This is a genomic window from Sulfitobacter sp. 1A12056 (assembly GCF_043558125.1).
GTDB classification, from domain to species: domain Bacteria; phylum Pseudomonadota; class Alphaproteobacteria; order Rhodobacterales; family Rhodobacteraceae; genus Sulfitobacter; species Sulfitobacter faviae.
Genome location: NZ_JBIFFY010000002.1, coordinates 203,905 through 222,915 on the forward strand (window position 1 = coordinate 203,905; position 19,011 = coordinate 222,915).

The 19,011-nt window shown below is 66.2% G+C and carries 21 protein-coding genes and 1 riboswitch; of the genes, 3 read left to right on the top strand and 18 right to left on the bottom strand.

The window, feature by feature from the left end; all coding sequences use genetic code 11:
• Positions 1-151 precede the first annotated feature (151 nt).
• The gene (gene arfB, locus ACGYLD_RS05345; protein ID WP_394401539.1) at positions 152-574 is read left to right on the top strand and encodes an alternative ribosome rescue aminoacyl-tRNA hydrolase ArfB; all 423 of its coding nucleotides are present in this window, start codon (positions 152-154) and stop codon (positions 572-574) included.
• 3 nt (positions 575-577) lie between these two features.
• On the opposite strand, the gene cobF is transcribed toward arfB, so the two are convergent.
• Genes cobF through cbiE form a run of 7 tightly spaced genes read right to left on the bottom strand, consistent with a single transcriptional unit; the run spans position 578 to position 6,004 of the window.
• Positions 578-1,327, bottom strand: coding sequence for a precorrin-6A synthase (deacetylating) (cobF, locus tag ACGYLD_RS05350; RefSeq protein WP_394401542.1), 750 nt, complete (start codon positions 1,325-1,327; stop codon positions 578-580).
• Positions 1,324-1,626: a DUF1636 domain-containing protein gene (locus ACGYLD_RS05355; protein WP_271692557.1), complete on the bottom strand. Its 303-nt coding sequence runs from the start codon at positions 1,624-1,626 to the stop codon at positions 1,324-1,326. The genes cobF and ACGYLD_RS05355 overlap by 4 nt, the downstream gene beginning before the upstream one ends.
• The gene (gene cobA, locus ACGYLD_RS05360; RefSeq protein ID WP_271692558.1) at positions 1,623-2,348 is read right to left on the bottom strand and encodes a uroporphyrinogen-III C-methyltransferase; all 726 of its coding nucleotides are present in this window, start codon (positions 2,346-2,348) and stop codon (positions 1,623-1,625) included. The genes ACGYLD_RS05355 and cobA overlap by 4 nt, the downstream gene beginning before the upstream one ends.
• On the bottom strand, positions 2,348-3,670 hold the full coding sequence (locus ACGYLD_RS05365) for a cobyrinate a,c-diamide synthase (protein ID WP_271692559.1): 1,323 nt from the start codon (positions 3,668-3,670) through the stop codon (positions 2,348-2,350). The genes cobA and ACGYLD_RS05365 overlap by 1 nt, the downstream gene beginning before the upstream one ends.
• Positions 3,667-4,452 carry a precorrin-4 C(11)-methyltransferase gene (gene cobM, locus ACGYLD_RS05370; protein WP_271692560.1) on the bottom strand — a complete coding sequence of 262 codons (786 nt, stop codon included), beginning with the start codon at positions 4,450-4,452 and terminating at the stop codon, positions 3,667-3,669. Before cobM ends, ACGYLD_RS05365 begins: the two co-directional genes overlap by 4 nt.
• A gap of 5 nt (positions 4,453-4,457) precedes the next feature.
• A complete protein-coding gene (locus ACGYLD_RS05375) occupies positions 4,458-4,826 on the bottom strand; it encodes a cobalamin biosynthesis protein (RefSeq protein ID WP_271688487.1) in 369 nt (122 codons plus the stop codon).
• The gene (cbiE, locus tag ACGYLD_RS05380) at positions 4,823-6,004 is read right to left on the bottom strand and encodes a precorrin-6y C5,15-methyltransferase (decarboxylating) subunit CbiE (protein ID WP_271692561.1); all 1,182 of its coding nucleotides are present in this window, start codon (positions 6,002-6,004) and stop codon (positions 4,823-4,825) included. Before cbiE ends, ACGYLD_RS05375 begins: the two co-directional genes overlap by 4 nt.
• Here cbiE and ACGYLD_RS05385 point away from each other — a divergent pair.
• A complete protein-coding gene (locus ACGYLD_RS05385) occupies positions 6,003-6,752 on the top strand; it encodes a cobalt-precorrin-6A reductase (protein WP_271693864.1) in 750 nt (249 codons plus the stop codon). The two genes, cbiE and ACGYLD_RS05385, sit on opposite strands and share 2 nt — an antisense overlap.
• Here ACGYLD_RS05385 and cobJ read toward each other — a convergent pair.
• From cobJ to ACGYLD_RS05435, 10 genes are all read right to left on the bottom strand, one after another.
• Positions 6,728-7,462, bottom strand: a complete 735-nt coding sequence (cobJ, locus tag ACGYLD_RS05390) for a precorrin-3B C(17)-methyltransferase (RefSeq protein WP_271692562.1) — start codon at positions 7,460-7,462, stop codon at positions 6,728-6,730. The genes ACGYLD_RS05385 and cobJ overlap by 25 nt on opposite strands.
• A complete protein-coding gene (cobI, locus tag ACGYLD_RS05395; RefSeq protein WP_271693865.1) occupies positions 7,459-8,190 on the bottom strand; it encodes a precorrin-2 C(20)-methyltransferase in 732 nt (243 codons plus the stop codon). Before cobI ends, cobJ begins: the two co-directional genes overlap by 4 nt.
• A gap of 2 nt (positions 8,191-8,192) precedes the next feature.
• The gene (locus ACGYLD_RS05400) at positions 8,193-8,822 is read right to left on the bottom strand and encodes a precorrin-8X methylmutase (protein ID WP_067265689.1); all 630 of its coding nucleotides are present in this window, start codon (positions 8,820-8,822) and stop codon (positions 8,193-8,195) included.
• Positions 8,812-10,008, bottom strand: coding sequence for a precorrin-3B synthase (gene cobG / locus ACGYLD_RS05405; RefSeq protein WP_271692563.1), 1,197 nt, complete (start codon positions 10,006-10,008; stop codon positions 8,812-8,814). Before cobG ends, ACGYLD_RS05400 begins: the two co-directional genes overlap by 11 nt.
• Complete coding sequence (cobN, locus tag ACGYLD_RS05410) at positions 9,957-13,199, bottom strand: cobaltochelatase subunit CobN (RefSeq protein ID WP_271692565.1); 3,243 nt, start codon at positions 13,197-13,199, stop codon at positions 9,957-9,959. Before cobN ends, cobG begins: the two co-directional genes overlap by 52 nt.
• A 6-nt stretch (positions 13,200-13,205) precedes the next feature.
• Positions 13,206-14,240: a cobalamin biosynthesis protein CobW gene (gene cobW / locus ACGYLD_RS05415; RefSeq protein ID WP_271688495.1), complete on the bottom strand. Its 1,035-nt coding sequence runs from the start codon at positions 14,238-14,240 to the stop codon at positions 13,206-13,208.
• On the bottom strand, positions 14,237-14,611 hold the full coding sequence (locus tag ACGYLD_RS05420) for a DUF1636 domain-containing protein (RefSeq protein ID WP_271692566.1): 375 nt from the start codon (positions 14,609-14,611) through the stop codon (positions 14,237-14,239). The genes cobW and ACGYLD_RS05420 overlap by 4 nt, the downstream gene beginning before the upstream one ends.
• Positions 14,612-14,683: 72 nt before the next feature.
• Positions 14,684-15,196: a hypothetical protein gene (locus ACGYLD_RS05425; RefSeq protein ID WP_394401551.1), complete on the bottom strand. Its 513-nt coding sequence runs from the start codon at positions 15,194-15,196 to the stop codon at positions 14,684-14,686.
• 11 nt (positions 15,197-15,207) lie between these two features.
• A complete protein-coding gene (locus ACGYLD_RS05430; RefSeq protein ID WP_394401554.1) occupies positions 15,208-15,891 on the bottom strand; it encodes a CbtA family protein in 684 nt (227 codons plus the stop codon).
• Between the two features lie 213 nt (positions 15,892-16,104).
• Positions 16,105-16,275, bottom strand: coding sequence for a CbtB-domain containing protein (locus tag ACGYLD_RS05435; RefSeq protein WP_082849519.1), 171 nt, complete (start codon positions 16,273-16,275; stop codon positions 16,105-16,107).
• Between the two features lie 33 nt (positions 16,276-16,308).
• A riboswitch (cobalamin riboswitch) is annotated at positions 16,309-16,526 on the bottom strand.
• Positions 16,527-16,691: 165 nt separating this feature from the next.
• Here ACGYLD_RS05435 and ACGYLD_RS05440 point away from each other — a divergent pair.
• A complete protein-coding gene (locus ACGYLD_RS05440; RefSeq protein WP_271692569.1) occupies positions 16,692-17,702 on the top strand; it encodes a PAS domain-containing protein in 1,011 nt (336 codons plus the stop codon).
• A 3-nt stretch (positions 17,703-17,705) separates the two neighbouring features.
• Here ACGYLD_RS05440 and pncB read toward each other — a convergent pair whose 3' ends face one another.
• Complete coding sequence (gene pncB, locus ACGYLD_RS05445) at positions 17,706-18,998, bottom strand: nicotinate phosphoribosyltransferase (RefSeq protein ID WP_394401557.1); 1,293 nt, start codon at positions 18,996-18,998, stop codon at positions 17,706-17,708.
• Positions 18,999-19,011: the final 13 nt, after the last annotated feature.

A 19,011-nucleotide genomic window follows, 5' to 3' on the forward strand; every position in this document is an offset into this window, starting at 1 on the left:
CCTGGCAATGCAACCACCTGGTGGACGGCGGTCTAACCGATCCCCCTCCTGAAACCATTCGATTGGGCCGCTCCGCAAGGGGCGGCCCATTTCGCATTCCCCCTTCACCCTTATGGCGCGGGCTGGCATGTTGCGGGGGCAAGGAGAGCCCATGCTGCACATCAACGATGACATCGCCATTCAGGATTGGGAGCTGACGGAAAGCTTCATGCGCGCCTCCGGTCCCGGTGGGCAGAATGTGAACAAGGTCTCTTCGGCGGTGGAATTGCGGTTCGAGGCCGCCACCTCGCCATCGCTGCCGCAGCCGGTCAAGAACCGCCTGCGCCGTCTGGCCGGGCGCCGCTGGACCACCGAAGGCGCGCTGGTGTTGCAATGTGACGAAACCCGCAGTCAGGCCCGCAATCGCGAATTGGTGCGCGAGCGGCTGGCCGAGCTGATCCGCACCGCCCTGACCCCGCCCAAACGCCGCATCGCGACCCGCCCGACGCTTGGCTCAAAGAAACGCCGTCTTAAGGCCAAAAAGGTGCGCGGCGAGGTCAAAGCGATGCGCGGCAAGGTTGACCCGAATACCTGAGCCTTAACTCCGCCGCAGCAGATAGATGTCCATGATCCAGCCATGCGCCGCCCGCGCCGCCGCGCGTGTTGCGATAATGTCTTCGGTGACGTCAGCCAGCGGGCCATGACGGATGATCTCTTCGGCCATGCCGACATAGGCCCCCCACCAGATCTCCACACCCGCTGGGTCCAGCGTCTGAAAAGCACAGTCACCATCCAGCATGATCACCAGCGTATCGACCCCTTCGGGCCAACCGTGGTCGCGCAGCTGCCGCCCGGTGGTCACCAAGAAGGGAGCACCGATTTCATTCAGCGGGATCGCATGAGACGCTGTCAGCCCTTGCAGCGAGGTGATGCCGGGGATTACCGTCATACGGGGTGCAGGCTCTAGCCGCGCGGCAATCCGCAGGGTGCTGTCATAGAGCGACGGATCCCCCCAAACCAGCAGCGCCACCCGCCGCGCCGTTGGATGCTGCGCCATTGCCGCGCGCCAGGCATCCGCGATCGCGTCATGCCACTGGTCGACGCGGGCGCGATACTCCCCAATCGCGGGGTCACGCACGGGTAGGTCGAAGCCGACGATCTGCACCGCCTCATTGGTCAGCACCTCGTCGCAGATACTGCGCCGTAGCCCTGCCAAATCGTCCTTGCCCGCGCCCTTTTGCGGGATCAAGATCAGGTCTTGCGCGTTCATCGCCCGGATCGCCTGTAGCGTCAGATGCTCAGGGTTGCCGGTGCCGATGCCGATCAATGTCAGTTCCAGATCAGTCATCCCGGTATCCTCGCGATCGCCTTCAAACGCAGCCCACCGAGCACCCGCGCATCGGGGAATTTGCCATCCGGCGACGCGCGGTAGAGGGTCACGAAACGGCACAGGTCATCCATATCCGCCTCGGTGATCTCTCCAAACAGATAGGCCACCTTGCCTGGCGCGCGAAACGCCACCGTCTGCGCCCGCGTGCAGCCTGACATACAGTCGATGCCTTCGACCTCCACCTCGGACAGACCCGCGCGGACCACATCCAGAAAGCCGCCGTCGGCGGTGCAAGAGGTGCAGACAAACGCTTTCACGTCTCGAACTCGGCCAATGGTCCGTAAAAGATCAGCGCGGGCGTGGTGCTGCTGGTGCTTTCCAGATGGCGTGCCAAAGTTTCAATGGTAAAGCGCTGCACCTTCTCCGCCGGGGTCGAGACCGCCTCGGCCAGCAGCGCGGGCGTGTGGCCTGGCAGCCCGTGTTCGATCAAGCGCGCAGCAAGGCCCGCAAAGGTGCGTTTGCCCATATAGACCACGGTGGTCGCCATTGGATCGGCCAAGGCGGCCATGTTCACGTCGCGCGGCAATTCGCCGGTCACATCCGCGCCGGTGATGAATTGCACGCGCCGCGCCGTCATGCGGCGGGTCAGCGGGATGCCTGCGGTGGCGGCGGCGGCAGAGGCGGCGGTCACGCCCGGCACGATCTCGAAAGGGATATCCGCCGCGCGCAGGGCGATGATCTCTTCCTCCAGCCGTCCGAACATGCCGCTGTCGCCGGATTTCAACCGCACGACCTTCAGCCCGGCTTCCGCATGATCGACCAGAACGCGGCTTACATGGTCTTGCTTGGGCGAGGCGCGCCCGGCCCGTTTGCCAACCCCGATCAGGTCCGCATCGGGCCGCGCGTGCTCTAAAATCGGGCCTGCGCTGAGGTCATCGAAGAGCACCACATCGGCCGCCTGCAACCGCGCCACGGCCTTGACGGTCAAGAGCTCCGGGTCGCCCGGGCCGGAGGAGACGAAGGAAACAAAGCCCCCCATCACAGCGCCGCGATCATGTGAAAGAAGGTGCCCGTGGCACGCCCACCCCCAGCGAAATCGCGGACCGAGCCGGTCTCGGGCACTTCAAGATCATTGGCGTCGGTGATCCGGGCCAGCGGGGCATCCGGCTCTGCAAGGATCGTGGCATAGTGGAACTCATGTCCGCGCAATTCGGCCCGTGCCGAATGGCCGGGGATCGGCGCGTTGAGATCGGCTTGACGGTAGCCCAGATGCATCTTGCGTTTGGCGAAAGAGGTCTCCAGCCCCAAAAGCCCCGCCATCTCGTGCCGGGCGCCCTCTTTGTCGATGAGGCCCGCGCCCATCGCCATATAGCCCCCGCATTCGCCGTGCACGGGGCGGGTCTCGGCAAAGGCGCGCAGCCCGTCGCGGAATTGCGCGGCGGCGGCGAGCCTGCCGGCGTGGAGTTCAGGGTAGCCACCGGGGAGCCAGCAGCAATCGGCACTGTCGTCCGGCGCTTCATCGGCGAGCGGGGAGAAGGGCAGAACCTCTGCCCCCGCCGCGCGCCATCCGGCCAAAAGATGCGGATAGACAAAAGCGAAAGCGTTGTCCTGCGCCAGCGCGATGCGCTGCCCGGGCGGGTTGATCTGCGCCGGTGCGGGTGGGTTCTGCAACGTGCCCCGCGCGGCGTCCCGCAGGGCGGGGACATCAACATGGGCCGCGACGAATGCCGCCGCCTGCCCCAACAGATCGGGCAGGTTTTCCTGCTCTCCGGCCTGCACCAGCCCGAGGTGACGCTCGGGCATTTCGATCTCCACCCGGCGCGGCAGCGCGCCGAAGACTTTGATCCCGACAGCCTCCATCCCCGCGCGCACCAGCGTCTCATGCCGGGGGGAGGCGACGCGGTTCAACACCACGCCCGCCAGTTCCACATCGGGCCGCATCTCGCGAAAGCCGAGCGCCGTGGCCGCCACCGATTGCGCCGCACCCGATACGTCGAGCACCAGCACCACCGGCCAGCCCATCAGCGCCGCGACATCGGCGCTGGCGCCATTGCCGCAGGCCCCCGGTTTGGCCACCCCGTCAAACAGTCCCATCGACCCTTCGCCGAGGATCAATTCGGCCCCATCGGCATTGCCGACCAGCCCTTCGATCCGCGCGCGGTCCATCGACCAACTGTCGAGGTTGAAAGACGCCCGGCCCGAGGCCGCCGTGTGAAAGGCTGGATCGATGTAATCGGGGCCGCTTTTGAACGGCTGCACCGCGACACCTTCGGCGCGCAGCGCAGCCAGCAGCCCCAGCATCAAGGTTGTCTTGCCGGTGCCGGAGGCCGGGGCGGAGATCAGCAGGCCGGGCGGGATCATGAGGAGGTCTCCGGAAAGCGCGGCTCGGCCCCGACGGGGCGGAAGCGGCGGTCATAATCGGCGGCGTAAAGGCGGCTCTCGCCGAAATCCTCGGCCCCGATGGCATGGCCCACGAGGATCAGCGCGGTGCGGGCCATTTCCTCGCCCACTTCGGTGCGCAGGGTCGCAAGCGTCGCTTTGACGATGCGCTGATCGGGCCAGCTTGCACGCCAGACCACGGCGACGGGGCAATCGGCACCGTAATGCGGGGTCAGTTCTTCGACGACTTTATCGAGCACATGCACCGACAGATGGATGGCCAGCGTCGCCCCGGTGCGGGCGAAATTGGCCAGCGTCTCGCCTTCGGGCATCGCCGTGGCGCGGCCCGAGGTGCGGGTCAGGATCACCGATTGCGCCACGCCCGGCAGGGTCAGCTCGGCCCCCAGTTCCGCGGCAGCGGCTGCAAAGGATGGCACCCCCGGCGTCACGTCATAGGCGATGCCCATCTCGCGCAAGCGGCGCAGCTGTTCGCCCATCGCCGACCAGACCGACAGGTCGCCCGAATGCAGGCGCGCCACGTCATGACCTGCGGCATCGGCGGCGGCGATTTCCTCTATGATGTCATCCAGCGACAGCCGTGCGGTATTGACGATCCGCGCCCCTTCGGGGCAGTGGCTCAGCAACGCCTCGGGCACCAGCGACCCGGCATAGAGGCAGACCGGGCAGGCCGCGATCAGGTCGCGTCCGCGCAGGGTGATGAGATCCGCCGCCCCCGGCCCGGCCCCGATGAAATGTACAGTCACGGTATCTATCCTTTCCTCTCGGCAATCGCCGCAGTGGCCATGGCATCGCCCGAAACGACGCGTTCGGCAACCAATACCGCCCCCGGTCCGGCGGCGGCCAATGCCGCGGCCTCGGACAGGGAGCCGGTGCCGAAACGGTCTTCGATCCGAGCCGATTGCGTGGGGGTTATCATGCGGGCCAAGTCTTCGGTGGTGATGCCAAGCCCCGGCACGCCCAACTCTTGCGCGAATTCGCGGAAGACGGTGGCGCGGGCCTTGGCGGCTTCGGTCACCAACGCGTCGATCTTGGTGCCATCGGGGTTGGCCCGCTCCAGCGCGTCGCGCAATGACGCCACGCTTGCCGCGCCCCGAAATCCGATCCCGGCCATCCTCATAGTGTCACGCTCCATTGTACCACGGGCCGCAGCGGCTGCCAGCCGCGCATCCGGCCCAAAGGTGCGGCCTGCGCCAGTTCGATCCGCAACAGGTTACCGCCATGCTCCGCTTGCAACTGCGCCAAAAGCGCTTCGGTTTCCAGCGTCACACCGTTGGCGACCAGCCGCGTGCCCGCTGGTAGCGCAGGCAAGAGGGCATCGTAAAGCGCCGCGTTCCCGCCGCCGCCGACAAAGACCACGTCAGGCAGAGACTGCCCCGCCCAGACCTCTGGCGCGCGGCCATGAATTGTTTGCATACGCGCGTTCAGGCCGAAATCTTCGATATTGCGGGTGATATTCTCGACCCGCGCGGCGTGCTGCTCAAAGGCGATGGCGCGTCCACCGGCAAGACAGAACTCGACCGAGACCGAGCCGCTCCCCGCGCCGATGTCCCACAGCAACTCGCCGGGCCGAGGGGCGAGGGCCGACAGCGTCAGCGCCCGCACCGGCGCCTTGGTGATTTGGCCGTCGCTGGCAAAATGGTCATCCGACAGGCCGGGGGTGCGCGGCAGGCCGATGCCCTTGGGCAATTCCACCCCGACCGCCACCGGCGCTTGCACATCCGTCAGATCGAAGCCATCCGCCTGCACCGCCCGCACCCGCGCGTCGGGGCCGCCCAGCCGTTCGGCCACATGCAGCCTGGCCGCGCCTGCGCCCTGTGTGCAAAGAAACTCCGCCAGCGCCGCAGGGGCTTTCCCATCGCGCAGCAGGCAGATCATCCGCCCCTTGGGACGCAGGGCACCGCGCAACTGCGCCAGCGGTGCGGCGTGAAGCCCATGGCAGGTAATCTCCTCCAACCGCCAGCCAAGCGCATTGGCCACCAGCGAGAAGGTCGAGGGCGCGGGCAGGCTGTGCCATTCGTTGGGCTGCAACGCGCCGACGATGCTGCGGCCCGCGCCGAACCAGAAGGGATCGCCCGACACCAGCATCACGACGCGCTTGCCACGCTCGGCCAACACCGGCTCGACAGAGAAGGGCACGGGCCAAACCCGACCGCGCGCACCTGCGCCTGCCCGCTCCAGATGCCGCGGCCCGCCAAAGATCACCTCGGCCTCTGCCAGCGCCGCGCGACTTGCCGGGGGCAAGGCATCCGCGCTATCGTCGGGCATTCCGATGATGCTGAGCCAGGGGTCACCCATTATGCGCGTCCTTCTTTTGGGTGGCACCACCGAAGCCAGCGCCTTGGCCAGCGCCTTGGCCAAAGCCGGGATCGACGCGGTGTTTTCCTATGCCGGGCGCACAGACAGCCCCGTGGCCCAGCCCCTGCCCACCCGCGTAGGCGGCTTCGGGGGCGTGGCGGGGCTGGTGTCCTATCTCAAAGCCGAAGCGATCACCCATGTCGTCGACGCCACCCATCCCTTTGCCGCGGGGATGAGCAACAATGCCTTCGTCGCCTGCGCCCGGCAAGACCTGCCGCTCGTGCGGTTCGAGCGCCCCGCTTGGGAGGCGCAGGAGGGTGACGACTGGACCTTCGTGCCCGACGTCACCGCGCTGCCCGCGGCCCTGCCCGACAGCCCGGCGCGGGTGTTTCTGGCCATCGGCAAACAACAACTGGCGCTTTTCGCTGCGAAACCGCAGCACCGCTACCTCCTGCGCCTCGTCGATCCGCCGCGCGACCCGCTGCCGCTGCCGCGGGCGACGGTCGTGCTGGCGCGCGGGCCTTTCGACGTGGCCGGGGATACCGCGCTGATGCAGACCCATGCGATCACCCATGTGGTCGCCAAGAACGCCGGAGGCGCTGGCGCGCGGGCCAAGCTGGATGCCGCCCGCAGCCTTGGCCTGCCGGTGATCTTGGCCGAGCGGCCGAAACTGCCGGGCGAAGTGGCCGCCAATGATGTGACCGAAGTGATGCATTGGTTACATCATACCGCGCTGCGCGGCGTATAGACATAGCGCCCGACCCGCCGCGTCGCGGAATTGCCGACGATCACCACGGTGCGCATATCCGCCATCTCGGGCGTCGCCTCGCCCAATGTGACGGTGTTGAACGCCTCTTCCGGCGTGGTCACGGCGCGGGCGAAGGTGATCAGCCGGTCCGGCCCGCATTCGGTGCGCAGGATGTCCAACGCCTCGGCGAATTGGTGCGGGCGGGATTTGCTGCGGGGGTTGTAGAAAGCCATGGCGAAATCCGCCCGGGCCGCCATCCGCAAACGGTGCTCCACCATCGCCCAGGGCTTGAGGTTGTCGCTGAGGTTGATCGCGCAGAAATCATGACCCAAAGGTGCCCCAAGCCGCGCCGCCGCCGCCAGCATCGCCGTGATACCGGGCAGCACGCGGACGTCGACGCCTTCAAACGCCGGATCCCGCTCCACCGCTTCGAACACGGCTGAGGCCATGGCAAAGACGCCCGGATCACCCGAAGAGACCACCACCACCCGGGCACCTGCCTGCGCCAGTTGCAGCGCATGGGTCGCGCGGTCCAACTCCACCCGGTTGTCGCTGGGGTGGAGAGTCAGCCCGTCGCGCGGGGCGACGCGGGCGACGTAAGGGATATAGCCGATGACATCGGTGGCCTGCGCCAGCGCCTCGGTCACCTCGGGCGTCACCAGCGCGTCGTCGCCGGGGCCGAGGCCCGCGATATAGAGAATGCCGCTCATGACTCCGCCTCCGGTCTGCGGCCTTGGCCATGAACCAAGACGATCGCGAAATAGGGGCAGTCGTCATCCGCCACGTCAGAAAGCCTTGCCACCCGCTGGTCGGGCATGGTGCCGCGTTCGACCAGCCAAGCGTCCTCCAACTTGCCCGCCGCCGCCAGCGCGCGGCGCACGGTCGGCAGGTTGCGGCCCGTCTTCATCACCACCAGCGCATCGGCGCGTTTCATGTGGTCGGTCAACTCGGCCTCGGGCAGCGTGCCCATCAAGACGGTGACCACGTCGTCGCCCCAAGTGAAGGGCGTATCGAGCGCGTTCCAGCAGCCCACCATGCCGGGGATCGCGGGCAGCACCTCAACCTCGGCGCGGCCCTGAAGCCGCGTGTGCAGATGCATGAAGGAGCCGTAGAAGAAGGGATCACCCTCGCAGAGCACGACGACCTCATGATCCTGGGCCAAGGCTTCTAGCCGGTCGGCCCATTCCTCGTAAAAGGCGACCATCTGGGCGCGATACTCGGGCGAATCAAAGCGCAACTCGGTGGTGACGGGATATTCCATCGCATATTCGATGACGTCGTCGCGCAGCATCCCTTCAACGATGCGGCGTGCTTGGCCCGCGCGGCCTTTCTTGCGAAAATAGGCCAGATGCCGCGCACCGCGAATGGCACGGTCGGATTTCACACTCATCAGTTCGGGGTCGCCGGGGCCAAGGCCCGCGCAGATTACCTTGCCCATCGTCATTCCACCCTGCTGGCCAAGGCGTTCACCGCCGCCACGGTGATCGCCGAGCCGCCCAAACGCCCCTGCACGATCATCGAGGGCACCGGCAGGTCCTGCATCAAAGCCTCTTTCGATTCCGCCGCGCCGATGAAGCCCACCGGGCAGCCGATGATCGCCGCCGGGCGCGGGCAATCGGGGTCTTCGAGCATGTTGAGCAGGTGAAACAGCGCCGTGGGCGCATTGCCGATGGCCACCACAGCACCTTGCAGATGGGGCCGCCACAGTTCCAGCGCGGCGGCAGAGCGTGTGTTGCTCATCTTCGCGGCCAGTGCTGGCACCGAAGGGTCGCGCAGTGTGCAGATCACCTCATTCTCGCGCGGTAGGCGTTTGCGGGTGATGCCTTCGCTGACCATATAGGCGTCGCAGAGGATCGGTGCGCCGTCCTCCAGTGCCGCCCGCGCGGCCACGGCCATGCCTTCGGAAAAGCGGATGTGCTCCTCCAGCCCGACCATACCCGCGGCATGGATCATGCGCACGGCGACGATCTCTTCCTCCGGGGTGAAACGCGCCAGCGCCGCTTCGGCGCGGATGGTGGCAAAGGACTGGCGGTAAATCTCGGCACCGTCGGTGATATAGCTATGGGGCATCGGCGGACTTTCTAAGGTGAGAGGCGATGGCGGCGGGGGTCAGCCCGCGCAGATCAGGGATGGCATCGGCGCGGCCATCGTGGATGAGGTCATAGCGCTCTGGCGCGGTGGCGGTCAGGGTGAGGTCGGTAGCGCGCGGCGCGGCGCAGCCCTTGGCGCAGCCCGAGACATGCAGGCGTTGCCCCTTCGGCACCACGGCGGCAAGGCGCCGGGCCAGCCCGCGCGTCTCACCCCGGCCCTGTGCACAGCCCGGCGCGCCGATACAGGCAACGACGCGCAACAGCGGGTCATCGGCGGCGGTGATGAGACCGGCCAGACCAGGCAGGCGCGGGGCACCTTCGATCAGCAGCCGCCGCCACGGGGTCAGGCGCAGCGGGGCAAGCTCGGCGAGCGCGGCAAGCGTCTCGGCCTCCATCTGCCCAAAAGCACAGGCGACAAGCGCCCCGGCTGGGTAGAGGCCGGGGGCGGGTGTGCCCTGCCCTGTCTGACGCGGGCAGTCAAAACCGGCGGGAAGCGGCGCCCCCGTGGCCGTGGCGCGCGCGGCGCGGGTCACCCCCTGCGCGCGCACCCATTCGGCCAGCACGATGGCATCGGCCACTGCAGTCGCACGGGTCACGGGCTTGCCCCGCGTTGCCCCTTCAATGCAGAGCAGCAGTTGCCCCTCCGCCGAGCGCTCGAACCGGATGTCGGCGGGATCGGCGTGCAACACCGGCTGCGGCCCTGCGTCGACCGCATAGCCGAATTTGGCGGAGACATCCGGCAGCGCATGGGCCTGCGCGGCGGATGAGAGGGCATGGCTCAGGAATTCGGTATCATCGCCCGCCTGCCAAAAGGGGCTGACCATGATGTTGCGCCGTCGCTCCGTCCGCTCATCCACATCGATCAGCGCCAGCGCGCGCAGCGCCTCGTTCAGCCCTTCATGCCGCGCGGGATCGACGCCGCGCAGTTGCAGATTGCCCCGGTTCGACAGGTCGAGCATCCCGTTGCCATAGCGCGTGGCCAGCCCCGCCACGCCGCGGGCTTGGGCCGGGGTCAACCGCCCCTGCGGCACCCGCAGGCGCACCACCAGCCCATCGCCCGAGAGCATCGGGCGCAACGCACCGGGGCACCAGCCCTTGATCGCCGGGGCCGCGCTCACGTCACCCCGTCCAATGTGGCCGAGATCGAGTTGCGGCGGGTCAGCCATAGGCCGGACTCGCGCAGCGCTGCGAAACGGTCGCGCATGGTTTGCAAGGCGGCGGGGTTCTCGGCCTCCATGAAGGCCACGAGATCTTCGCGCCCCAGTGTGGCGTCGAAATAGAGGTCGAAGAGATGCGCAGGCACCTCGCGCGTCAGATGCGCAAAGGCAGCAAGGTTGTCGAGTGTCGCTGCCACCTCTGCCGCGCCGCGGAAACCGTGGCGCATCATGCCGCTGGCCCAGCCGGGATTGGCCGCACGGGCGCGGACGACGCGGGCGATCTCTTCGGGCATGGAGCGCGCGCGCGGGCTGCCTGCGCGGGTGTGGTCAAGATGGTACATCGCCGGTTTCTGCGCGCCCAGATGCGCCATCGCGGCGGCAAAGCCGCCTTCGTGGCTGGCATAGTCCGAGGCCAGCAGGATATCGCTTTCGGCCAAGTCCTGCACATGGGCGAAACCATCGGCGCGGTGCAACTGCGCCTCCAACGCGGCGCGGTCCTGATGCGCCTCCCCTTGGGCGTTGATCGCCCATTCTGACCCCGCGAGCCACGCCTCACCCGCTGCGGCGCGACCCGCGTCGGAATAGTCTTGCAAGGCCGCTTCCATATTCACGCCGTAAAGGCCCGGCTTGGGGCCAAAGACACGGGGGGTGCGGGTGAGATAGGGGTTCATATCCGGCGCTTCTTCGCGCTCGGTCAATGCCGCCGCCCCGGCTTCGAAAAGCTGCGCGAGGCCGGGAAAGACATCGCGGAACAGGCCCGAGATGCGCAGGGTCACGTCGATGCGCGGACGGTCCAGCAGGGTCAGCGGGATCACCTCGAAACCCGACACCCGCTCACTGCCCTCATCCCATTTCGGCGCGATCCCGGCGAGATGCATCGCCATGGCGACCTCTTCGCCCGCCGTGCGCATGGTGGCCGAGCCCCAAAGGTCGATCACCAGCCCGCGCGGCCAGTCGCCATTGTCTTGCAGATGCCGCCTGAGCAGTTCCTCGGCCAGTTTCACCCCCTGCGCATGGGCGGCCCGGCTGGGCACCCCGCGCGGATCGACGGCATAGAGGTTGCGCCCCGTGGGCAGCACATCCGACCGCCCGCGATAGGGCGAGCCAGAGGGCCCGGAGGTCACGCGCCGCCCCGCCAGTGCGGTCAGCAGCCCGTCCCATTCGCCCGCCCCCGCGCCGAAGACGTGCAGGCCATCGCCGTATTGGCTTTCCTTAATGTCGCAGACGAAGGCGTCGATCCGGGTTAGCGCCTCGGCCGAGGAACTGGCGGCGTCGAGGCCGAGGTCATCTTCCACCCCCGCCGCCTGCGCCTCGGCGCGGATCGTGTCGACCAGCCGGTCGCGGCGCGCGGGGTCAAGCCCATCGGCGGTGGAATATTCATCCAGCAGCCGTTCCAGCCGCAACAGCCCATCGGGTGTTTCACTGTCTTTCAGCGGGGGCGGCAGATGGCCGAGCGTCACCGCCCCGATGCGCCGCTTGGCCTGTGCCGCCTCCCCCGGATCGTTAACGATGAAGGGGTAGATCACCGGCAGATCACCGGTCAGCGCCTCGGGCCAGCAATCGCCCGAGAGGGCCACCGCCTTGCCCGGCAGCCACTCCAGCGTGCCGTGCGCGCCGATATGCACCAGCGCATGATGCCCCTGCGCCCGCAGCCAGAGGTAGAAGGCCACATAGGAATGCCGCGGCGTGCGGGCGAGGTCGTGATAGCTGTCTTCGCGGTCTTGCAGATCGCCCCGTTCGGGTTGCAGCGCGACCAGCGCGTTGCCGCAGGTTTGCGCCGCGAAGTGAAAGGCGCCGTCCTGAGCCAGCGGGTCATCCTCAGCCTGCCCCCATGCCTGCGCGAGGTCATCGCGCAGCGCCTGCGGCAGGCTGGCCAGAGCGGCACGGTAGTCAGCCAACGGCCAAGTGATGCGCTGCTCGGTCAGGCTGCGGCCAAAGCCGATCTGCGGCGTGACGCCATAGCCCTCACCCGCCAGCCGCATCAACATGTCTTCGACGCTGGCCAGCGCATCAAGGCCGACGGCATGGGCCAGTTGATCGTCCCGCCCCGGATAGGTCGAGAGCACCAGCGCCAGTTTGCGCGTGTCCGCAGGGGTTTGGGCCAGCCGCTGCCACCCCATCACGCGGGCGACGACAGCCTCGATCCGCGCCTCTTCGGCGCGGTGGGCAAAGCGGGAGTATTGCAGATCGGGGTCGCGCTTTCCGGGGCTCTTGAAACTGACGACGCCACCGAAGATGCGGCCATCGACCTCGGGCAAGACCACATGCATCGCCAGATCGGCGGGGGAAAGGCCGCGCTCGCTCTCGTCCCAATCCCGCCGCCGGGCGGTGGAGAGGGCCACCTGAAACACCGGGCAGCCCGGCGCGTCGAGCGGGGAGGTGCCATCATCCCCGCGCCCCGAAAAGGCGGTGGCGTTGACGATGGCCACGGGTTTCATCGCCGACAGCGCATCACCCAGAAAGCCCCGCGCGGGATCGGATTTAAGCGAGGGCACGAAAAGCCCGATCGCGTTCAGCCCCGCCGCCCGCAACGCGCGGATCAGCGCATCGACGGGCGCGGTATCGGCGGCCAGAAGATAGCTGCGGTAGAAGGTGACCGCGACGGTATCCCCTGCCACGTCGGCAAAAGGCACCACGCCCTGATCGGGGTCGTAATAGCCGCAGTCGGGCACCGTTTTCGTGCCCATGACCGGCCCGGCGTAAAAGCCCGCCGCCAGCGCCATCTGTGCCAGCGCGGCCTGCGCCGCCACCGGCCCGCCCGCGTCGCAGAGATGCGCAAGACGGCGCAGCGTGGAAACCGGCAAAGTCGAATGCGCGTCGAGCCCCGGATCCTCGCGCCCATCGGCGGGCAAGACGGCCAGCGCGATATCATGGCGGCGGGCGAAGTCTTGGACCTGCATGATGCCGTAGGGCCAGTAATTCTCCCCCCCGATGAGGCGGATCAGAATGCCCTTGGCCCCGGTCAGCGTCTGTTCGATGTAGTTGTCGACCGAGGCCGGGTGCCGCAGCGCCACGAGGTTGCACAGCCGCAGCGAGGGCAGCTTCCCCTCCTTGCCGCCGCCGCGGTGCCAGCCTGCCGCGAAAGCGCCGAGGTCACTGTCGGAAAACGACAGCACCACCAGATCGGCGGGGGTTTGCCCCGGATCATAGGGGGTGTCGGTATCCTCCAACCCGTGGCTTTCGCGAAAGACGACATGCATGGGCGATCAGGCTCCCAAAGTCTCGCGGATTTTGGCAAGGTCGATGTCGTCATGCTCGGCGATCACCACCAGATGCCCGGCGCGCGTGTCGCTGCCCCAAGGGCGGTCGAACTGCTGACGCACCCGCGCGCCCACAGCCTGCACCAACAGGCGCATCGGTTTACCCTCGACAGCGACATAGCCCTTCACGCGCAGGATGTTCTGCTCACGCGCGAGCCGCTCGATCGAGGCCACCAGCGCATCGACATCCGACACTTCCGGCATCGGGATCACCACGGTTTCGAAATCGTCATGCTCGTGATCGTCATGGCCGTCATGATGCGAAGGGCGCGCGGCGAGGTCGTCTTCGGCGGCAGCGTTGAGGCCGAGCACCACCTTGGGGTCGATCACGCCTTCGGTCATCTCAAGGATCGGAATCTCACGCGGGCTTTCCTCTTCAATCACCTTACGGGCTTTGGCAAGGCCATCGGGACCGGCGAGATCGGCTTTGGACATCAGCACGATATCGGCGCAGGAAATCTGATCTTCGAACACTTCGGAAAGCGGCGTTTCGTGGTCGAGGCTGTCATCGGCCAGACGCTGCGCGTCCACGGCGGCGACATCGGCGGCGAAAGTGCCAGCGGCCACGGCCTCGGCATCGGCCAGCGCGATGACGCCGTCGACGGTGATCTTGGACCGGATCGCGGGCCAGTCGAAGGCTTTAAGCAGCGGTTTCGGCAGGGCCAGCCCAGAGGTTTCGATCAGGATGTGATCGGGGCGCGTCGGCAGAGCCATCAGCGCTTCGATGGTCGGGATAAAGTCATCCGCCACAGTGCAGCAGATGCAGCCATTGGCCAGCTCGACGATATTCTCCGCCGGGCAGTCGTCGATGGCGCAGGATTTCAGGATGTCACCGTCCACACCCACGGTGCCAAACTCATTGACCAGAACGGCAAGGCGACGCCCGCCTGCATTGGTCATCAGGTGGCGGATGAGCGTGGTTTTACCAGCGCCGAGAAAGCCGGTGATGACGGTAACGGGAATTTTGGCGAGATCGCTCATGCGGTAGGCTCCTGCGGCAGGGTCAAAGGGGGGATACGCGCAAGGCTTTGCTTGCGAAAGATGACCGGGCGTTCGCGCCATGGCACCAGCCCGTCTTCGGTGGCGGCATAGGCGGCGGCTCCGGCAAGGATGTCGGCGGCGTCTTCCTTGGTCAAGCGGCCATAGACATAGGACCATTTGCCCGGCGCAGAGAGCGCCACGGCGGCCCCTTGCGAACAGGCGGAAAGACATTGCACCGGCACGATGGTCACGCCCTCTGGCGCGCCTGCGGCGTCAAGGGCGGCATGAAGCTGCGCGCCGGGGCGCGGGGCGTCTTCCTCCAGCACCTCACCGGCGCGGCAGGTCATGCAGACATGTAGGGTTGCGCTCATTGATCTTGTCCCATCGGGTTATGCGTGCCGGGTATGCGCTCCGGCCCGCCATGAAAAGGGGAGGCGGCGCGATTATTCAACCGTCAGCACCTCGCGGGCCGTAATCGGCGCACCGTTCACCGCCAAGGGGCGGTGGTCATTGGCGTTGAGGGTGACCTCCACCGTGACTTCCCCCTTGGGCAGATCGGCCAGATGCAGCCATGGGCCATAAAGCCGCCCGATCTTGGCACCGTTGACATAGACATGGGCATGGCCCTCGCCCGGTTGATTTTCGCCGCTGGCGTTCTGCGGGGCAAAGGCGAAGCCTTCGGTCTCAACGAAAAGGTTATGGCCCGACATCGGGTCGGGGGTCACGCGGATGGCAAGGCTGGGGGCCTCTTCGGCGGCCAGAGCGATGGGCTGGCCATGCATGCGCGCGTGATCGGCGCCACCGTGATCCATGGCCGCATGCCCGCCGCCGCCATGGGCGGCAGGGTCGTCGTGGTCATGGCCGTCGAAGGTCACACCGTTGCTTGCGGCGATGGCAAAACCAATGCCACCGCCAAAGACCAATCCAATGGCGAATAGCGCCAGTGATCTGTCCATCTCGACCTCCCTCAGGCGCTCTGCGCGCCTTCACGTTGCCAAAAGAACCCGGCGAAACTGCCCAGCAGAACCCAGGCTGCAAGGCCGATGCCAAGCGCACGCGCGGCGAAAAGCGCGCCGATCTCGGTCGGCACCGGGCCGCTGAAGCTCTCGGGCTCGGGAGCGCCGATGACATGGGGGGCCATCAGCAGAACCGCCGCCCCGATCCACGCGCCCCACCCCTTGCCAAAGGCCAGCAGCCATAGCGCCACCAGCGCTGCCGCTGCGGTGGCAAACCACCAGATCTGCCGCGCGGTGATGTCTGCGGCAGCGACGCCGGGCACTTCGGGCGCAAGGCTGAACCCCGGCGCGAGGTGGAAGGCCACGAAACCGGCGACACCCCAAAGGATGCCCCAGCGGCCATCAATCACCGCGCCGCGCTCTTCGCCAAGGCTCATCGCGGCCAGAAGGATCAGCGCATAGGCGGTATAGGTCAACATGGTGAAGATCAGGCTCAACCCATCGCGGACGGCATCGAAACCGGGCAAATCGGGATGCGCGCTGACGGGGTCGGCCCCGAAATGCACCAGCGCGCCGGTCTCATAAAGCTCGGCATGAAGCAGCACGGGCTGCACGAAATAGAGTTGCAGCAGGCCGGTCAACAGGCCGGCAGAGGCCCCGGCGAACAGGGCGGAAGTCAGAAAACGTGAAAACATCGCAATGATCCTTGGATGCGAAATAACACCCGGCGCCGCGCCAAAAGCGGGCCGAGCCATCAGCCAGCCTTAGGATGCGCCAAAGCCCTACCCACACGGTGAAGGGCAGACGCAGGCGAAACGGCAAGAGGCGGGCATGGAAAGAAAGCCAGAATCACAGACTGCCGGACTGCGGCATGGCAGCCCGGACCCCAGTGATACCGAACGCGGCGCTTAGTGGCAGGGAAAGCCTGTCGCGTGGCGCACGTCATGGGCGGCATCATGCAGGGCTGCGGCCTGCACATGGCCGGTCAGCGCCATCAGAGCCACACCCAATACGGCGGCAAACAGCGCCGGTACGAGTTTGCTGCGCGTGGCACCGGCGGTCTTAATCATCGTCGTCATCTTCAATCTCCTTACCGTCACACCCGACGGCATCTAGCGTTTCATTTGCCTGGCAGGTCTCCTGGCTCGCGGGTCGTGGCCTTTGCCCGCCTTCCCCGTCCGAAAGGACAAGTGGCACGAGGGGCATTGGCTTTCCGCTTACAGTCGCGGGGGCGGCTTCGGCTTCAGGGTCGGGCGACCCCTTACTGAATTCCCTTTTCGGTCCCACACTCAAAGGCGCTTTTCGGGACACCAAGCGCCCTCAATTACGCATTTTAGGCCCTTCCTGACAAGCCGCATTTATCGAACCTCGCGGAACCGTATGGCGCATACAGCATTTAGTAGATAAATATGGCCCAACCCCCAGTATGCGGGTTGACCCAAAAGCCACGTGCAGGGCACATTGACGGCCAGTTTCGATCAAGGGGCGGGAATTCATGAACGACAACACGGTCTCCGCCGCTCGGCAGACCCTGACCGAAGACGTTCTAGGCAAGGTCGTGCGCTATGCCCGCCTGCCGCTGTGCATCACCGACCCGACCCTGCCGGACAATCCCATCGTCTATGTGAATGACGCTTTCACCGATCTCACCGGCTATGGCTTGGATGAGATCGTGGGCCAGAACTGCCGTTTCCTGCAAGGTCCGGAAACCACGCGCGAAAGCGTCGATGCGGTGCGCGAAATCCTACTAGCGCGCCGGGTCGACACGGTTGAGATCGTGAACTACCGCAAGGATGGCAGCCGCTTCCTGAACGCCCTACAACTGGGGCCGATTAATGACGAAGACGGCAATCTGATCTATTTCTTCGGCTCGCAACTCGACGTTTCCGAACGCCGCCGGGTGGAGCGGGAGCACCGGCAACTGGCCGATGACGAATTGCTGCACCGGCTACGCAATATCGTCAACGTCATGACCGCCATGGTCCGCCTGACCGCTCGTGAGGAGCCGTCCCCGGCGGCCTTTGCCGACAAGGTGATCGAGCGGCTGGCCGCCTTGGGCGCGGCGCATTTCGACACGATTGGCCGTAGCGACCAGCATGAGGTGGATTTCGAGACGCTGATGGGGCCGATCATGCGGGCCTATACCTCGGCCACCGAGGATCAGATCAACCTCACCGGGGCGAATCCGCTGATCTCGCACCGCCTCGTTTCCCCCCTGACGCTGGCCTTGCACGAGCTGGCGACGAATGCGGTGAAACACGGCTCGCTCAGTTCCGATACCGGGCGGGTATCGCTGGATATCACCATCCTTCAGGAGCCTGCGCGCATGCGGTTTGTCTGGCGCGAAACAGGTGGGCCGGAGGTCATCAAATCTCCGCGCAACAGCGGCTCGCGGATCATCCAGTCCTTGACCCGCGCTGTCGGTGGCACCCTGCACTACGATTGGCAGCCCGAAGGGTTGATTGCCACGGCGGAGTTCCCCGTGGCCGCCCTTGGCGAAGGCTGACCGTCAAACGATCACCTGCTGCGCGGCCTGCTCTCCGACCCCGAAAACACGCTTGTAACGCGCGATTTCATCCGCCGGCCCCATCGCCTTGTTCGGGTTGTCCGAGAGTTTGACCGTGGGCCGCCCATTGGCGCTGACCGCTTTGCAGACCAAACTAAAGGGCGCCAGCGCATCATTCGGCACCAGCCCGCGGAAGTCATTGGTCAGCAACGTCCCCCAACCGAAAGAGACCTTGGCCTTGCCCGCAAACTGCGCGTGCAGCTCCTTGATCTTGTCCACATCCAGCCCATCGCTGAAGATCACCCGCTTGGTCGTCGGGTCCTCGCCGCGGGCGCGCCACCAGTCAATGGCCGTCTGCGCCGCCGTGGCCGGATCGCCGCTGTCGACGCGGATGCCGGTCCAGCCCGCCAGCCAATCCGGCGCGTGATCGAGAAACCCCTTGGTGCCGTAGGTATCGGGCAGGATGATCCGCAGATTGCCCTCATGCTCATCATGCCAATCCGACAGCACGTCATAGGGCGCGCGGGCAAGGGCGGCGTCATCCTCGGCCAAAGCGGCATAGACCATGGGCAATTCATGGGCATTGGTGCCAATCGCCTCAAGCTCGCGCATCATGGCGATGCGACAGTTGGAGGTGCCGGTAAAGGCATCGCCCAGCCCCTCATGCATCGCCTGCACGCACCAATCCTGCCAAAGGTAGGAATGCCGCCGCCGGGTGCCAAAATCCGCGATTGAAAGGTTGTCGACCTCGCGCAGTGCTTCGATCTTTTCCCAAACGCGGGTCATGGCGCGAGCGTAAAGCACCTGAAGCTCGAACTTGCCCATCGGGTCGAGCGCGGCGCGGCTGCGCAGCTCCATCAACACCGCCAGCGCGGGAATCTCCCACAGCATGACCTCGTGCCATTTGCCCTCAAAGGTCAGTTCATATTGGTCGCCCTTCCGCTCCAGATGATAGGGCGGCAGGCGCATGCCTTCGAACCACTCCATGAAATCGGGGCGGAACATCTGGCGCTTTCCGTAGAAGGTATTCCCGCGCAGCCATGTGCTCTCCCCCCGGCTGAGGCTGAGCGAGCGGATGTGGTCAAGCTGCTCGCGTAACTCCCCCTCGTCGATCAGATTGGCCAGCGGGATATGGGTGGAGCGGTTGATCAGGCTAAAGGTGACCTGCGTGTCTGGCTTGTTGCGAAACACCGACTGACACATCAAGAGCTTGTAGAAATCCGTGTCGATCAGCGACCGCACGATGGGGTCGATCTTCCACTTGTGGTTATAGACGCGGGTGGCGATGTCGACCATGGGAGGTTCCTTA

Bases quoted from the DNA above. Each gene is read 5' to 3' on its own strand.
- arfB (WP_394401539.1), top strand. From the start codon at position 152: ATGCTGCACATCAACGATGACATCGCCATTCAGGATTGGGAGCTGACG.
- cobF (WP_394401542.1), bottom strand. From the start codon at position 1,327: ATGACTGATCTGGAACTGACATTGATCGGCATCGGCACCGGCAACCCT.
- cobA (WP_271692558.1), bottom strand. From the start codon at position 2,348: ATGGGGGGCTTTGTTTCCTTCGTCTCCTCCGGCCCGGGCGACCCGGAG.
- ACGYLD_RS05365 (WP_271692559.1), bottom strand. From the start codon at position 3,670: ATGATCCCGCCCGGCCTGCTGATCTCCGCCCCGGCCTCCGGCACCGGC.
- ACGYLD_RS05375 (WP_271688487.1), bottom strand. From the start codon at position 4,826: ATGAGGATGGCCGGGATCGGATTTCGGGGCGCGGCAAGCGTGGCGTCA.
- cbiE (WP_271692561.1), bottom strand. From the start codon at position 6,004: ATGGGTGACCCCTGGCTCAGCATCATCGGAATGCCCGACGATAGCGCG.
- cobJ (WP_271692562.1), bottom strand. From the start codon at position 7,462: ATGAGCGGCATTCTCTATATCGCGGGCCTCGGCCCCGGCGACGACGCG.
- cobI (WP_271693865.1), bottom strand. From the start codon at position 8,190: ATGGGCAAGGTAATCTGCGCGGGCCTTGGCCCCGGCGACCCCGAACTG.
- ACGYLD_RS05400 (WP_067265689.1), bottom strand. From the start codon at position 8,822: ATGCCCCATAGCTATATCACCGACGGTGCCGAGATTTACCGCCAGTCC.
- cobG (WP_271692563.1), bottom strand. From the start codon at position 10,008: ATGGCTGACCCGCCGCAACTCGATCTCGGCCACATTGGACGGGGTGAC.
- cobN (WP_271692565.1), bottom strand. From the start codon at position 13,199: ATGCATGTCGTCTTTCGCGAAAGCCACGGGTTGGAGGATACCGACACC.
- cobW (WP_271688495.1), bottom strand. From the start codon at position 14,240: ATGAGCGATCTCGCCAAAATTCCCGTTACCGTCATCACCGGCTTTCTC.
- ACGYLD_RS05420 (WP_271692566.1), bottom strand. From the start codon at position 14,611: ATGAGCGCAACCCTACATGTCTGCATGACCTGCCGCGCCGGTGAGGTG.
- ACGYLD_RS05425 (WP_394401551.1), bottom strand. From the start codon at position 15,196: ATGGACAGATCACTGGCGCTATTCGCCATTGGATTGGTCTTTGGCGGT.
- ACGYLD_RS05430 (WP_394401554.1), bottom strand. From the start codon at position 15,891: ATGTTTTCACGTTTTCTGACTTCCGCCCTGTTCGCCGGGGCCTCTGCC.
- ACGYLD_RS05435 (WP_082849519.1), bottom strand. From the start codon at position 16,275: ATGACGACGATGATTAAGACCGCCGGTGCCACGCGCAGCAAACTCGTA.
- ACGYLD_RS05440 (WP_271692569.1), top strand. From the start codon at position 16,692: ATGAACGACAACACGGTCTCCGCCGCTCGGCAGACCCTGACCGAAGAC.
- pncB (WP_394401557.1), bottom strand. From the start codon at position 18,998: ATGGTCGACATCGCCACCCGCGTCTATAACCACAAGTGGAAGATCGAC.